Here is a 15,434-nt window from a genome sequence, read left to right as displayed (position 1 = left end):
AATTACAACGTTTTCGTAAGATTTAAAAACTTAAACTTTTGAAAATCTATTACTTACAGCACCAGCGAAGAGGCATCGATGCAACTTTGTAAATTTGCAACCTGAATTTCCGCCTTTTTCAGTAAATTTGTCCTGAAAATCCATAATTTTTCCGTTATGACAGAGGCTGAAACGAATGCGGCGTTGACATTTGAAGATTTCAAATCTGAAGTCCTCAACGATTATAAAATTGCGGTCATCAGCCGCGAATGCAGCCTTTTAGGAAGGCGCGAGGTGCTCACCGGTAAAGCTAAATTCGGAATATTTGGCGATGGCAAGGAAGTGCCACAGCTCGCGATGGCCAAAGCGTTTAAAAACGGTGATTTTCGTTCAGGTTATTACCGCGACCAAACGTTTATGATGGCAATAGGCGAAATAAACATCGAGCAGTTTTTTGCCGGATTATATGGCCATACCGACCTGAACTTCGACCCGATGTCAGCCGGAAGGCAGATGGGCGGACACTTTGCCACGCATTCGCTGGACGAAAATGGAAACTGGAAAAATCTGACGCTGCAGAAAAATTCCAGTGCAGATATTTCGCCCACCGCAGGCCAGATGCCACGTTTACTCGGACTGGCCCAGGCTTCAAAGATATACCGAAATGTAAATGGCATTCACAATAAGACGAATTTTTCCATCAATGGGAATGAAATAGCCTGGGGAACCATTGGCAATGCTTCGACATCAGAAGGATTGTTTTTTGAGACGATCAATGCCGCCGGCGTACTGCAGGTACCGATGGTGATGAGCGTTTGGGACGACGACTACGGCATCTCCGTACACGCGCGCCATCAGACTACTAAAGAAAATATCTCGGAAATACTGAAGGGATTCCAGCGCGATGAGCATGGCAATGGTTACGAAATTTTCAGGGTCAAGGGTTGGGATTATGCCTCACTGATCGACACGTACCAGAAAGCTGCAAAAATCGCCCGCGAGGAGCACGTTCCTGTTTTAATCCATGTGCAACAGCTCACACAGCCGCAGGGACATTCCACCTCTGGTTCTCATGAACGGTACAAAAATGAAGACCGATTGGCATGGGAATCTGACTTCGATTGTATCAGGCAGATGAAACTTTGGATGATCGCGACCAATGTCGCCACACCTGAGGAACTCGACGACATTGATAATCATGCAAAGAAGCAAGTACTCGATGGCAAAAAAGCCGCGTGGAGTGCTTTCATTAGTCCGATAAGAGAAGAACAGGCTGCCTTAGTATCCCTACTTGAAAAAATGAGTGGACAAAGCGCTAATAAAGTTTTTATCGACAAATACATATCGGCGTTGAAACCTGTGAAAGAACCAGGAAGGAAGGAACTATTGGTTGCAGCCAGGAAAGTACTCCGCATGCTTTCGAAAGAAGGCGTCGGACAGGAGTTGGCGCAATGGATTACGGATTACAAAGCGAAAATCCAACCCAATTTCAGCTCACACTTATTTTCAGCTTCCGATAAGAACGTTTTTTCGGTAGCGGAAGTATTGCCTGTTTATAGCGATAACACCGAAGATGCTGACGGGCGTGTCATCATTCGGGATAATTTTGACGCCATCTTTGCGAAGTACCCGGAAGCACTTGTATTTGGCGAAGATGCCGGAAATATTGGCGATGTCAATCAGGGATTGGAAGGCATGCAGGAAAAATACGGCGAGCTGCGTGTCGCCGACGTCGGAATACGCGAAGCAACAATATTGGGCCAGGGAATTGGGATGGCAATGCGCGGACTACGCCCGATTGCAGAAATCCAGTACCTTGACTATTTATTATACGCAATCCAGATTATGAGCGATGATCTCGCTACTTTACAATACCGCACGAAGGGAAGACAAAAAGCGCCATTGATTATCCGTACCCGAGGCCATCGGCTTGAAGGCATCTGGCACTCGGGATCCCCGATGGGCATGATTATCAACGCCGTCCGCGGCATCCATGTATTGGTTCCCCGTAACATGACCAAAGCGGCAGGATTTTACAACACCTTACTCGAAACAGACGAACCGGCCCTTGTGGTGGAATGTCTTAACGGATATAGGCTCAAAGAGAAGATGCCCATAAATCTTGGAGAATTTAAGACACCTGTGGGAGTGGTCGAAACCATCCGTGAAGGAAAGGATATTACAATTGTTTCTTATGGATCGACACTTAGGTTGATTGAACAGGCTGCGACAGAATTACAGGAGTCCGGAATTGACTGCGAAATCATTGATATCCAATCCTTATTGCCTTTCGATATTGCGCAGGACATTGTCAAAAGTGTCCAAAAAACAAGTCGACTGCTGGTGGTAGATGAAGACGTGCCGGGTGGGGCCTCTGCGTATATTTTACAGCAGGTACTCGAAGTTCAAAACGGATATAGGTATATTGACAGCAAGCCTGAGACCCTTTCAGCAAAAGCGCACAGGCCGGCGTATGGCACCGATGGTGATTATTTTTCAAAACCTTCCGTGGAAGATATTTATGAAAAAGTATATGCTATTATGAGCGAAAGCAGGCCTTCTGAATTTCCCGAATTGTATTAAAGCAGTTATCGCTTACAGTTTATTAAGGAACTTCAGCATACGTTGACAATAAAACCGGGACTAATCAAGTTAATGGATAAAGTAACGATAAAACAAAAACGTATGAAAAAAGTAATTTTGATGGCCGGATTGATTGTTTCAATGGCTGTTGTTTCGTGTAAAAAAGACCCGCCACCTGCTCCTGCACCACCACCACCACCTGAGGCGCCTGCAGATATACCGCCTCCGCCGCCTCCGCCGCCAGCTCCTGAAAAGTCAACTGACGATGCTAACGGAACTACGGTAAGTGTTGGAAAAGACGCGGTTCAGGTTGATACTAAGAATAACACCAAAACCACCAAGTTTGAAGTCAAAAATAGCGGTACGGCTGTGGAAGTCAAAAAAAAGTAAATTCTTAATTTAAAGTTATAATGCCAGCATAATCTTTTTATGTTGGCTTTTTTTATGTTAACTTTAAGGAAAAAACCAATACAAATGACCGTTTTTGAAAACTACCTTTACGACCTGCAGAAAATCAGGGTGCTCGACAACAATATCCATGTCAGCAAATATGTCCAAATAGATTTGTCGGAGCAGCTTACCGACCACTCGAGAAAGTTTCTCGAAGACAGACACAATTTCGAAGCGTATATCGACAACTTCCTTGAAACCAACAAGGCCCTTGTCGGATATGGCGGTTACAACGAAAGACGTACGCTATACAAACACCATGACCTTTTCAACGACGATGAAACTGAGGAACGGAATATCCACATCGGATATGACTTTTGGGCGAAGGGGGGAACTGCCGTCATTGCTCCGATTGACGGCATTGTGCATAGTTTTGACTACAATACCGGGGAAGGAAATTACGGCCCTACGATCATTTTAGAGCATAAAGCTGATGGGCATCACTTTTACACTTTGTACGGACACCTCTCGCTTGATAGTATTGAGGACATTGAAATTGGAGATCAAGTTGGCAGAAATCAATCCTTCGCGACTATTGGCGAGCCTGCGGTTAATGGAAATTATGCTCCGCACCTGCACTTCCAGATTATCATTGACCTCGAAGGAAATTTTGGTGACTATCCGGGCGTTTGCTCAGAGAAAGATTTGCCGCATTATTTAAAAAATTGCCCTGATCCGGATTTGCTGTTCAAATTTTCAGAATTATGAAAAAACTGGTTGCCATATCCTTCATTTTGCTTCTCTCGATTGGTTGTAAAGCCAGAAAATCCGGGCCTGCCATTGTGATGATCGATATGCCTGAGGTGAACGCCACAGCTAAAAACCGCGCGTATGAGTTGGGAAAACGTGTACTGAATAGCTGCAATACTTCTCGCTTTACGCCTTTTACAAACGAAGAGGCTACGGCACAACTCATTAAAAACATTACACCTGAAAAAATCACGAAGACCTGTCAGAAATTCAGGATTAAGTATGGGAAGTTTAAAGATATTGAGCTCTCACAGGTATTGAAAAACAAAGCAGACAACTCGTTGATTTTCCGCTACAAGGCACAATACCAATGGAAGCACACTTTAAAAGAGCTGCGCGTTGTTGTAAATGAAGAGGGTAAAGTTTCCGCAATAAAGTCGACAAACTGGGTTGACTTGTACCAACCTTAACGGCTAAACATGAATAAAAAACGATTTTTATCCCTATTGCTATTTATCGGCATTTTTCAAAGCTATTCCCAAACCAGTCCAGAAACAAAAGGGATTGCATCGGGACGCCATACACAAAAATGGGAATTCATTTGCGAAGCTTACGTGTATTCGAGGAATCTTGAAGTTCGCATCGCAAAAACCGACAAAGGAGGCACGCTTGAATTATCAGAGGCGGTCAGCAACCCGGAACTTTACATTGGTGGCACCGTATACATTTACCTCGAGGACAATACTTTTATTGTGTGTACCGACAAAGGGTTACATCAAAATTTGGACGGAAATGCAATTTCGCTGTATACATTGTCCCAAACCGAGTTGAACCGACTAAAAAATACTGCGATTAAGAGCATTCGCTTCACAATTAAAGGAATTCGAGGCCGATTCCAGTCACAGGTCGGAAATTTTACAGCAGTTAACAAAAAGCAATATTTTGATGTTTATGATAAGCGTATCCGAAATAGTTTTGAAACTGAAATCGAAATTAAGCAACTAGAAACCAATTAAATGAACCCACACGAGCAACTGATCGAAGAATTTTATGCCGCATTTGCAAGCAACAACCCGGATACCATGTCAAGCTGTTACCACTCGGAAGTGATTTTCCAGGACCCTGCATTCGGCGTCCTGAAAGGAAAAGATGTCAGTGACATGTGGCATATGCTTATTGAACGCAGCAAAGGAAATCTCGAAATTGAGTTCTCCGATATCCACGCCGAACGCAATTTCGGTAGCGCAAAGTGGATTGCAAAGTATACATTCAGCAGTACACAACGGAAGGTCACCAATAGGATATCTTCCCAGTTTGAATTTAAGGACGGACTGATACTCCGCCATACAGACCATTTTGACATCTGGAAGTGGAGTCAGCAGGCGCTTGGACTTAAAGGATTATTATTGGGATGGACTGGATTTTTACAGAAGAAAGTACAACAACAAGCAATTCATTCACTTCGAAAGTTTCAATCGGCAAACAAATAGCTAAAATTTCCTAGAGTGGAAACTCCTGGGGTTTTGTATTATTAAACCAAAGATTTCCATTCCTGACCTCGAGTGGACCCTCAAAATTATTGGTGTACAGAGACCCGGTTCCCAGACCTTGTGGCATTGGATTTTTTAACGTGTAGGTCCATTGCGCGATCGCATTTAATCCAACGTTACTTTCAAGCGCAGAAGTAATCCACCAGCCGATGTTGTACTGTGCAGCAAGGTCAATCCATTCCTGAGTACCGCGAATACCACCTACAAAACTGGGTTTTAAAATGATATACTGTGGTTGAATACGGCGTAGTAATGCTAACTTATCGGCGGTATCAAACACCCCGATTAATTCTTCATCGAGCGCTATAGGCAAAACCCTACTTTTACACAAATCTGCCATACTGTCATGGTTGTTTTTTTGAATCGGTTGCTCTATGCTATGTATTTTAAATTCAGATAATTGCTTCATTTTATATAAAGCAGATTCTAACGAAAATGCACCATTTGCATCTACCCGGATTTCAATCTCATCGGCAGAAAAATTTTCTCGGATTGATCGCAACAACGCCAATTCATGGTCAAAATCCAATGCGCCAATTTTGAGTTTGATACAGGAAAATCCAGAAGCAATTTTCTCTTCGATTTGTTGCTTCATAAATTGCTCATCCCCCATCCAAACCAGTCCGTTTATCGGAATTGACTTTTTTGATGCCGTAAAATCTGAAGGGAATGAAACAAAAGAATTTGCGCTATTTAGGGACCGAAAGGCCATTTCAACGCCAAACTGAATGGAGGGAAACTCGGTTAAAGCCTCCCACAATAGTTTTTCCCCGAGCCCTATATTTTCACAAACCCAACGAAGCTTTTCCTCATAGTCAGGTCGGTCGTCCGCGCTAAGTCCCCGAAGAATACCACACTCTCCTACTCCCCTGCGTGCACCGGATTCAATAATCAGGAACCAGGTTTCCTTTTCCGTCATGATACCGCGGGAGGTTCCTGACGGCCGTTTAAACTGCAATAGGTATTTATGGTAAGATGCTTTCAATCAATTGAAGAGTTTGAGGATCCTGTCAAAGCCGTCAGAATCAATTTTGGCGTTTCTGAATGCCGTGAAATCTGATTTTGTTTTATCTGTCCAGCTTTGCGTGGCGGTAACATTCTGCGCCAGGTATTTTTTGTGCAGCGCTTTTGCTGATTGGAAATCATTATTTAAAAGATAGGCGTGCGCCAGATTGAGTTGGATCAGAAGTTCGGAACTATCGATTCTTTCGCCGTCTTTCAATGATTTGATTGCCTTTTCGTATTGCTTCGAATAAATATAATACTGTCCCAAAGCGGCGTAATCCAATGCTGTAGCGGTGCCGCGGTCAATGATTCCCGCTTTCAGTAACCGGATTGCATGATCGTATTTTCTGTTCTTAAAATGTTTGGCGGCATCAATCCGGATATTCGCCTGTATCGGCAGGTTGTCATCCGATTTTGAAAGACAGGAATTGCCCAGATCTTTGTACACCTTTGTCTTTTCGACAGCCATGAGTTTGGCATATTCTGTAAACGTATATTTTTTCTGCATTTTTTCAAGGATGCAGACACAGTAATCGTCGGGGCTCAACATGAGTTCCGCGATATCGGACGTTTTGCTGATCCCCAAAACTGATTTGCGGTTCTCCGTGGTCCAGCCGCGGTTGAGCTTAATGTCTACCCACGGCACTACTTCAAGCACAATCTTCTGTTTCATGATCCAGTTTTTGCTTTCGAATCCAAACCACATCGCATCCGATGAAAAACACGAAGATTTCTCAATGGAGAGCCGTTTGGCATCCTTGCTAACTGCTTCGTCCTGGTGATAGCAGGATTTCTCCGTCTTTCCTTCCTTAACGTAATTTGCCGCCTCTTTATCCGAAGAAAATACCGCGTAAGTACATTTGTCGTCACCGGAAACCTTCGACATCAGGAAAACGGCGCCAGCGGAACCCTGGCTGATGCCTGTAGGGTCAGGAATCGATTTCAATACGGAAACCAAGCTGTTGGCCATCTGCTGGTTGTCATCCAGTAGGGTAACACGATAAACCACTTCGGTTGTGCCGACAGGAAAATCTTCAGTGCGTACTTTAATCCTATCGCCTGCTGTGAGGATGATTTCTTTAGTGGTGGCACGGTCTTTATCCCAATATCCGTCCTGTTGTGCAAAAGCACAGGAACCGGTGAGTAATAATAATAGGAATGCTTTTTTTAACTCCATTTCTTAATTTTATGAGAAGAACGCCTAGCCCATCCCGAAATTTCGGGAGCAGTGGCATCCTTTTTCTGTCTATTTTCAGCAGGAAAAAGATACAAGGGATAGCTGAATCAGCTCCAGATTATTATAAATCAATTGACTCCCCAATCTCGAGCAGCATCAGGTCTTTGCCTTTGTCGAAAAAACTACGGATCGCGTTTTCCTTGTTGATGATGATGTAGCCAAAGGTATCGTAATGTACGCCAAGTACCTTGTCGCACGCGACAAAATCAGACGCGATAATGGCATCTTCAATATCCATGGTGAAGTTATCGCCGATGGGCAAAATAGCCAGATCCAGTTTTGTCCGCATGGGAATCAGTTTCATATCCATCGTCAGCGCGGTGTCTCCCGCGATGTAAATGTTCTTATGTTCGCCTTCTATCACAAAGCCGCCGGGATTCCCACCATAGGTCTTGTCAGGAAACTGGCTCGAGTGGATCGCGTTGACATACTTTACCTTTCCAAAATCAAACTGCTTGCTACCGCCGTGGTTCATTGGATGGGCTTTAAACCCCTTCCCCTCGTAGTACCATGCAATTTCAGCATTCGAGACAATCACGGCGCCGGTACGCTTTGCAATGGCCTCCACATCGAGCACGTGGTCGCCGTGGGCATGTGTCAATAAAATATAATCGGCCTTTAGCGAATTGATATCGATGTGTGCCGCCTGCTCATTGGCAGAAATGTAAGGATCGACTAAAATGTGTTTGCCACCGACTTCAATGCCCAGTGATGCGTGGCCGTAAAATGTAATTTTCATAGCATTAGTTTTGTTGTGTGAAATATAAATAAACCTGAAGGAGGATATCCGTAAAAAAATAAATCATCGAAAGCGATATTAAAACCGACATTAAAAAAGTACTGATAGCCAGCTTTTTCAATTCGGGATCGAGTTTTTTCGGGTCGGTATTTTTGTAGACCGTGACCAAATGCCTTATGATGGGAATGTAAGCCAACAGGAAGATGTAAATATCAAAATTAAATTCGTTCGGATTGGCGTCCTTATAATAGTCAAAATATACCGCAAATACCAACATCAGGACCATGGCGGTAATCAGCAAAAAGTAGTGGTAAATCTTTGCTTTCGCACCGCCTATTTTTACGACGATTGTGTTTTTATTGGACTTTCTGTCAGATTCCTCGTCACGCATATTGTTCAGGTTCAACACGCCGGTGCTCAAAAAGCCAATCGCGGCGGCAGGCAGTAACAGTAATGGATCGACCGTCCGGAGCACCATAAAACTAACGCCAATTGTACTGACAAGTCCGAAAAACACAAAAACGAACACATCGCCATAGCCACGGTATCCATAAGCGGTATTTCCTACAGTATATCGTATCGCGGAAAAAATCGCTAAAATCCCAAGTATCAGGTAAAACAGCGAATAACTGATGTTTGTGTCCCGGAACGCGAGATAAATCAACGCTACCGCGGATGCCAATGCCAGCACAGATGTAATCATGATGGCTGACTTCATGGCTTTCGGAGAAATAACGCCGCTTTGGATGGCGCGCTTGGGGCCAATGCGGTCCACGTTGTCCGTGCCTTTCATGCCATCGCCGTAATCATTGGCAAAGTTTGACAATATTTGCAAAAGTAACGTCGTACTCAGTGCGGCAATGACAATTTTCCAATTAAAAATTGACTGCGACATCGCGTAAAAGCTCCCGAGTATAATTCCGGATACAGAAAGTGGTAATGTCCTTACCCGTGCTGCTTCAATCCAATGTTTCATTTCTTGTTTTCGTTTATTATTTATTTACATCCAATTGCTGTCGGACGTTTCTAATTCATACAGCCATACATTGGCATATGCCTTAATCGTTTCGAAATTACCCAGTTGAAAACTGACATTTCCGCCTGCAGTATGCAGCGTAAGCGAGCCAATATTCAAGCTTTTATGCCAAAACAATTGTGAAGTCGTAACAGCCTGAATCTTTTCGGGTTCAATAATTTCATGGCTGATATCCCACGCGCCGCTTTGTTTGATAATAAAATCGTCGTGAATGAAAATCCTGCTATTTCGGAATTTAAAATATTGCAAAATAGCAAGCACCCCGATGTAAGCAGCTACAAAATAATACAATTGCGGATCCACATTGCCACTATAGCGCACCACGAGGTAAAAGCCAAAGATGGGAATGATAATTGTCAAAAAAACGGCAAAACCGAGTTTCCTCCAATTGGGTTTCAACATCAATCCGCGTTCGGGAACCCTGTGAAAAATGAGTTTTAGGATTTCATCGCGCTCTAATTCATTGCAACCCGGTATTTCAATCGCTGTGTTTTTTTGTTCTTTTTCTCCGGCAGTGGCTTGTTTGATCCGCAGTTGCAGGATGTTCATTTTCTTTTGGAAGTAGTTTTGGGTAACAACGGCGATTTGAACCCTTTCCGGTTTCAGGATGGTGTTTTTCGTATTCAACAACCCGAAAGACAAAAGTAATGACCCTTGTTGCTTTTGGATTGTATAGTTAAAATAACGGAATACCATTCGGAACACATTGACGACGATGATTACGGCAAACAAGAGCACCAAGACAATAATTACCATTTCGAACAGGTTAAAACGCTGCGTATAATGACCAATCTGATCGGTATCTATCGACGTATCATTATAAAAGTGCTGCACATTTTCATAAGTGGAAAAGAAAAACGCCAGCAACAGCAGAAAACTTTTGATGTAATTGGAGGTAATTCCCATCTTCAACAAACTGCTAAAGCTGATTTTCACAAACGGCTTTGTTTCTTCAATCGCCTTTACTTCTGTAGCCTGTTCCACAGCTTCCATTCTGCCGTCACCGTGGTCTAATAGCCTGCTTTTTAATGCTAGTGCGATATCGTGTGAAATTGCTTTAATCACTACCTCCTCTTTTGAAGAACCGGCCGTATCAACATCAAGCGAATGGACGCCAATTATTTTTTGCAGCAGCGACTGTTTAATGTTTACCTGCTGGATCTTATTCAGGTTTATCGTAGTGCGGGACTTGTTCAATATGCCTTCAGTAATTACAAATTCGTCATTCCTTTCGTCGAGGAAGAACGTAAAATTTCTGAATTTAAGGTAAGCAATAATTGCAAACAGCACCAGAAGCACCATCAATCCTGCAAAAACATAGAGGGATCCCACGGCGTGCGGCTTTAAAATATACACCACCAGAAAAACCCAGAATGCTTTTATAAAATGCCGGATTGTGTCAAAAAACATCACGACAATGCCAACAGCTGATTGTTTCTGCGGTTCACTAAAGTCGACTCCCATTATAAGTTTTTTTGGATTTTGCCCATGAGCAGCTGTTTGATATTTTCGGCTTCTGCTTTCTCGATTCCGGGAATTTCAATATCACTGGAACCACCACCAGCCGTAAAAATCTCAACTTTCGCCAAACCAAACATCCTCGATACAAAACCTTCATGTAAAGAAACGTGCTGCACGCGGTTGTAGGGAATAACAATGGTATTTGTCGCAATGACACCCCTTCGGTAAATTACATCATGCTCCCTGAATGCAAAGGCTTTTTTCCTAAAACCCAAACGAAGGAAGAATACAAGCAATGCTGTAAAAGCTACGTACCCTGTACTGATTTCCATTTGGTAATCAATCCATTCCTCAAGGTTGTACGAAGCAACTCCAAGCACAATCCCGACAATAATCATGACAATCAACGTATTGATCAACACAACCTTCCAATAAAATCGGTGCAATTTTGTCAATTCAACCGCCTCAAAGCGCGGCAGTTGTGCTGTATCTATTTTATTATTGGTGAAATTTTCCATAGTGTGTTTATTTCTGTTAACTGCCAACTGCCTACTACCCTATGGAAGCCATTTGTTTTTTCCGAAATCGGGTTTCCTTTTTTCGAGGAATGCGTTGCGCCCTTCTTTGGCTTCTTCGGTCATGTAAGCCAATCGCGTCGCTTCTCCCGCAAAAACCTGTTGCCCGACCATTCCATCATCGGTAAGGTTCATGGCAAATTTGAGCATCTTTATGGATGTCGGTGACTTTTGCAGTATTTCCTGTGCCCATTCGTAAGCGGTATCTTCAAGTTCGTCATGCGGAATGACCGCATTTACCATGCCCATTTCAAACGCATCCTGCGCCGAGTAATTTCTGCCTAAAAAGAAAATCTCCCGCGCTTTTTTCTGTCCTACCATCTTGGCGAGATAAGCGGACCCGTAACCCCCGTCAAAACTGGTCACATCGGCATCGGTCTGTTTAAATATGGCATGTTCCTTACTCGCGAGCGTCATGTCGCACACCACGTGCAGGCTGTGCCCTCCACCAACGGCCCAACCCGGAACAACGGCGATGACCACCTTTGGCATAAAACGGATTAATCGCTGCACTTCAAGGATATTCAGCCTATGCTGACCATCGTCCCCAACGTATCCCTGATGCCCACGTGCGTTTTGGTCGCCACCGCTGCAAAAAGAATACACGCCATCTTTGGTAGATGGGCCTTCGGCAGACAGCAAAACCACACCAATCGACGTGTCTTCCTGTGCATCGTAAAAAGCCTGATAAAGTTCGCTGGTCGTCTTTGGGCGGAAAGCATTCCTAACATTGGGGCGGTTAAAAGCAATTCTGGCTACGCCATTGGATTTTTTATACGTGATGTCCTCAAAATCTTTAACAGTTTCCCAGTTTATGTCAGCCATAATTGTATTATTTTAGCGTAAAAATAAACCATTTTTTACATTTAAATAAACAAAACCCACTTAAATAAAGATGAAAAAAAGCTTTTTAAGCCTGGCCTTTATGGCTGTCGGATTTGCAGGATTTGCTCAGGCATATGAATTTCAAACAGTTAAAGATATTGAAGCGACGCCAGTCATTTCGCAGGACCAAACCGGAACCTGCTGGAGCTTTTCTACCACATCGTTCCTTGAAGCAGAAATTATCAGGATTACGGGCAAACCAATTGACCTTTCTGAAATGTACAATGTAAGGCAAACCTACACCAAAAAGGCCTGGACTTATGTCATGCGCCAGGGACACGCACAGTTTGGAGAAGGTGGACTTGCCCATGATGTGATCAATAGCGCGATGAATTTTGGTGTAGTTCCCGAGGCTGCTTACACCGGATTGACTGGGACTGCAAAAAAATACAACCATTCCAAAATGGTCGCTGATCTTGAAAAAATGCTAAAAAGCTACGCCGATCCTGAAAAAAAGCTTGCGCCGGAATGGAAAGACGAAGTTAAGAAAGTGCTTGATGAAAATCTTGGAAAACCGGTTACCGAATTTACCTACGGCGGAAAAGTCTACACCCCAAAAAGCTTCCTGGAAATGACCAAACTTAATCTTAATGATTATGTGACAATCACATCCTACATCAACGAGCCAAATTACAAATCGTTTATCCTTGATATTCCAGACAACTTTTCGAATGGCAGTTTCTACAATATGCCTTTAGATGAGTTCATGCAAAACATTGACAATGCAATAGATAAAGGCTACACTTTGGCTTTGGATATTGATGTTTCTGAACCTACTTTCTCGGCGGAAAAACAGATTGCCGTACTTCCTGCTAATGATGCCGATAAAAAGCTGATTTTAACCGAAATTAAGCCCGAAAAACAAATCACTCCTGATTTTCGCCAGGCGGAATTCGAGAATTTCGATACCACCGACGACCATTTGATGCACATCGTTGGCAAGGTAAAAGACCAGAAAGGGAATGTGTATTACAAAGTAAAAAACTCATGGGGCACTGCCGGACCGCATTCGGGATTTGTTTACATGAGCGTTCCTTATGTTCGCCTGAAAGCGATTTCGGTTTTGCTTCACAAAGGCGGATTGCTTAAGAAAACGAGAAAAGAATTGGGCGTGTAATGACCGTTTTCAATTCAGCTAAAAACATTTACACGTTAGCCATCTTATGGGTATTGGTAATCATGTTGCCAGTACCCTTTATTTATGCTGCTCTCTTTTCGGAAGAAGCGATTGAAATTGTGCCCTTAATTGTCATATTGCTCATTGAGGTTTTCTTCCTTTCCATGCTTTTGGATACCAAATATACCGTGGATGGAAATTTGCTTCATTACAGGTCCGGGCCAATACGAGGCAAAATCGACATCTTGAAAATCAGGAAAATCGAGGAAAACAATTCGTTTATTAAAACCAGTACGCTTAAGCCTGGCCTTAGCAATAAAGGTTTCACTATTCATTACAATGCTTACGACGATATTTTTATTTCGCCCGAAAGAAAAGAGGATTTTGTAAAGACACTTGTAGCGATAAATCCCCAAATCGAGGTTTGCTAACCCCATTTTACAGAAGTCATCGTCAATGAACCGCCCACCGCCTTGTCATTAAAGAAACGAATTTCTTCGCTTTTATCGGCTAATGCCATAGCATAAAGCAAAGGATAATAGTGGTCTGGTGTCGGTATCGCTAATTTTGCAGCAACATTTAGTTTTTCATAATCTATTAACGCGCGGGAATCGCCGTTTTCAATTTTCTGCTTAAACACTGCATTCATCTCCACAGCCCAATCGTAGCCATATTCCGGTTCGCTTAGTTTGTCCCAGGCGACCATCCTTAAGTTATGTACCATATTGCCGCTCCCAATAATCAGCACACCTTTTTGACGAAGCGAGGCCAATTGTTGTGCCAATTCAAAATGGTATTGCGGCGGCTTTGAATAGTCAATGCTTAACTGAAGGACCGGAATATCGGCATCGGGATACATATGCCGCACCACCGTCCAGGTCCCATGATCGAGACCCCAGTCATGGTCGAGTCCAACATCGGTTTTCGATACAATCTGTTTAGCAGCTTCCGCTAAAGAGGGATTGCCAGGTGCCGGATACTGTACTTCAAACAAGGCCTGCGGAAACCCTCCGAAATCGTGAATGGTTTTAGGATTTGGCATGGCCGTGATGCGGGTACCCTGCGTAAGCCAATGCGCCGATATCACCAGCACCGCCTTTGGCTTCTGGATTTCAGCACCCATCTTTGCCCAGGAATCTGAAAATTCATTGTGCTCAATACCGTTCATTGGTGAACCATGACCGATAAACAATACGGGATGTCTCCCGTCTTCTTCGGCAAGATCCTGTGACCAGTTATAAAAATGGTGTAAAGACATTAAATCAGGTAAATTCCGTCGTCCTTAATCTCGATCAGTTTTGCTTTGTACAATGAGCCGATTGACTGCTTAAAAGTTTTCTTGCTCATGTGCAGCACCGATTTGATGTCTTCCGGATCGCTGCTGTCATTCAACCTTAAAAAACCGCCGCGGCTCGCCTTTAATTCATCGAGGATTTTCTGGGCATTCGACTCGATTTTTTCATATCCGGGCTTTTCCAGCGAAACGTCAATCTTGTTGTCAGGCCGGATGTGCTTGATGTAGCCGATCGCATGGTCGCCCGTCCGTACGCCATCTTCAAAGACTTCGTTCTTGTAAAGCAGCCCTTTGTGTGTTTCGTTGATAATCACGTTAATGCCCAAATCCGTGATATGTGAAACTATCAAATGCACTTCATCACCAACCTGAACGGTCAATTCGTCGTTTTTAAGGAATTGGTTGATTTTACTTGACGCAACAAGGCGATTCGTCTTTTCATCCAGATAAAGGTACACCAGGTAGCGTTTTCCTTTTTCCATCGGCCTTGCCTGCTCCCGGAAGGGCACAAGGATATCTTTCTCCAATCCCCAGTCGAGGAACGCACCCACCTTATTCACGTAATTTACGCGCAATAACGCAAATTCGTTCAGTAAAATGTAGGGCTCTAACGTGGTTGCGACGGGACGCTCTTCATGGTCGAGGTAAACAAAAACCGTCAACTCATCGCCTATTTCATACTGTTCCGGAACGTATTTATTAGGAAGTAAAATGCCTTCCGCGTCTGCGTCTTCACCCAAAAAAAGGCCAACCTTTGTTGTTCGTAATATCTGTAATGTATTGTATTTGCCTATTGCTATCATTGCCTGAAAAATCAAGGCACAAAGGTACGA

At 43.4% G+C, this 15,434-nt stretch carries 17 protein-coding genes; 8 read left to right on the top strand and 9 right to left on the bottom strand.

What is annotated here, in order from left to right:
• The first annotated feature begins 156 nt into the window (after positions 1–156).
• From CFE23_RS05685 to CFE23_RS05660, 6 genes are all read left to right on the top strand, one after another.
• Positions 157–2,562, top strand: coding sequence for an alpha-ketoacid dehydrogenase subunit alpha/beta (locus tag CFE23_RS05685; protein WP_291085326.1), 2,406 nt, complete (start codon positions 157–159; stop codon positions 2,560–2,562).
• 102 nt (positions 2,563–2,664) lie between these two features.
• A complete protein-coding gene (locus CFE23_RS05680) occupies positions 2,665–2,952 on the top strand; it encodes a hypothetical protein (RefSeq protein ID WP_291085323.1) in 288 nt (95 codons plus the stop codon).
• Positions 2,953–3,036: 84 nt separating this feature from the next.
• Positions 3,037–3,720, top strand: a complete 684-nt coding sequence (locus CFE23_RS05675) for a peptidoglycan DD-metalloendopeptidase family protein (protein ID WP_291085320.1) — start codon at positions 3,037–3,039, stop codon at positions 3,718–3,720.
• Complete coding sequence (locus tag CFE23_RS05670) at positions 3,717–4,172, top strand: hypothetical protein (protein WP_291085317.1); 456 nt, start codon at positions 3,717–3,719, stop codon at positions 4,170–4,172. The genes CFE23_RS05675 and CFE23_RS05670 overlap by 4 nt, the downstream gene beginning before the upstream one ends.
• 9 nt (positions 4,173–4,181) lie before the next feature.
• Positions 4,182–4,718, top strand: a complete 537-nt coding sequence (locus CFE23_RS05665; RefSeq protein WP_291085314.1) for a hypothetical protein — start codon at positions 4,182–4,184, stop codon at positions 4,716–4,718.
• A complete protein-coding gene (locus CFE23_RS05660) occupies positions 4,719–5,192 on the top strand; it encodes a nuclear transport factor 2 family protein (RefSeq protein ID WP_291085311.1) in 474 nt (157 codons plus the stop codon).
• A 10-nt stretch (positions 5,193–5,202) separates the two neighbouring features.
• Here CFE23_RS05660 and CFE23_RS05655 read toward each other — a convergent pair whose 3' ends face one another.
• The 7 genes from CFE23_RS05655 to CFE23_RS05625 form a co-directional block, all read right to left on the bottom strand.
• Positions 5,203–6,237, bottom strand: coding sequence for an o-succinylbenzoate synthase (locus tag CFE23_RS05655; protein WP_291085307.1), 1,035 nt, complete (start codon positions 6,235–6,237; stop codon positions 5,203–5,205).
• On the bottom strand, positions 6,238–7,434 hold the full coding sequence (locus tag CFE23_RS05650) for a hypothetical protein (RefSeq protein WP_291085304.1): 1,197 nt from the start codon (positions 7,432–7,434) through the stop codon (positions 6,238–6,240).
• 121 nt (positions 7,435–7,555) lie between these two features.
• The gene (locus CFE23_RS05645; RefSeq protein ID WP_291085302.1) at positions 7,556–8,233 is read right to left on the bottom strand and encodes a metal-dependent hydrolase; all 678 of its coding nucleotides are present in this window, start codon (positions 8,231–8,233) and stop codon (positions 7,556–7,558) included.
• Between the two features lie 4 nt (positions 8,234–8,237).
• The gene (menA, locus tag CFE23_RS05640; RefSeq protein WP_291085299.1) at positions 8,238–9,209 is read right to left on the bottom strand and encodes a 1,4-dihydroxy-2-naphthoate octaprenyltransferase; all 972 of its coding nucleotides are present in this window, start codon (positions 9,207–9,209) and stop codon (positions 8,238–8,240) included.
• A gap of 24 nt (positions 9,210–9,233) precedes the next feature.
• Positions 9,234–10,733: a PH domain-containing protein gene (locus tag CFE23_RS05635; protein WP_291085296.1), complete on the bottom strand. Its 1,500-nt coding sequence runs from the start codon at positions 10,731–10,733 to the stop codon at positions 9,234–9,236.
• Positions 10,733–11,248, bottom strand: coding sequence for a PH domain-containing protein (locus CFE23_RS05630; protein ID WP_291085293.1), 516 nt, complete (start codon positions 11,246–11,248; stop codon positions 10,733–10,735). Before CFE23_RS05630 ends, CFE23_RS05635 begins: the two co-directional genes overlap by 1 nt.
• A gap of 39 nt (positions 11,249–11,287) precedes the next feature.
• Complete coding sequence (locus CFE23_RS05625; RefSeq protein ID WP_291085290.1) at positions 11,288–12,130, bottom strand: 1,4-dihydroxy-2-naphthoyl-CoA synthase; 843 nt, start codon at positions 12,128–12,130, stop codon at positions 11,288–11,290.
• Between the two features lie 70 nt (positions 12,131–12,200).
• Here CFE23_RS05625 and CFE23_RS05620 point away from each other — a divergent pair, with 70 nt between their 5' ends.
• Positions 12,201–13,307 carry a C1 family peptidase gene (locus CFE23_RS05620; protein WP_291085287.1) on the top strand — a complete coding sequence of 369 codons (1,107 nt, stop codon included), beginning with the start codon at positions 12,201–12,203 and terminating at the stop codon, positions 13,305–13,307.
• Positions 13,307–13,738 carry a PH domain-containing protein gene (locus tag CFE23_RS05615; RefSeq protein ID WP_291085284.1) on the top strand — a complete coding sequence of 144 codons (432 nt, stop codon included), beginning with the start codon at positions 13,307–13,309 and terminating at the stop codon, positions 13,736–13,738. The genes CFE23_RS05620 and CFE23_RS05615 overlap by 1 nt, the downstream gene beginning before the upstream one ends.
• On the opposite strand, the gene ygiD is transcribed toward CFE23_RS05615, so the two are convergent.
• Entirely contained in the window at positions 13,735–14,565 is an 831-nt protein-coding gene (gene ygiD / locus CFE23_RS05610; protein WP_291085282.1) for a 4,5-DOPA dioxygenase extradiol, read from the bottom strand. The two genes, CFE23_RS05615 and ygiD, sit on opposite strands and share 4 nt — an antisense overlap.
• Entirely contained in the window at positions 14,565–15,404 is an 840-nt protein-coding gene (locus tag CFE23_RS05605; RefSeq protein WP_291085280.1) for a S1-like domain-containing RNA-binding protein, read from the bottom strand. Before CFE23_RS05605 ends, ygiD begins: the two co-directional genes overlap by 1 nt.
• Between the last annotated feature and the right edge of the window lie 30 nt (positions 15,405–15,434).

This window comes from Flavobacterium sp. BFFFF1 (assembly GCF_002256285.1).
Lineage (GTDB): Bacteria > Bacteroidota > Bacteroidia > Flavobacteriales > Flavobacteriaceae > Flavobacterium.
Note: the sequence above shows the minus strand (reverse complement) of the source record. Positions and strands in the feature narration are given on the sequence as shown.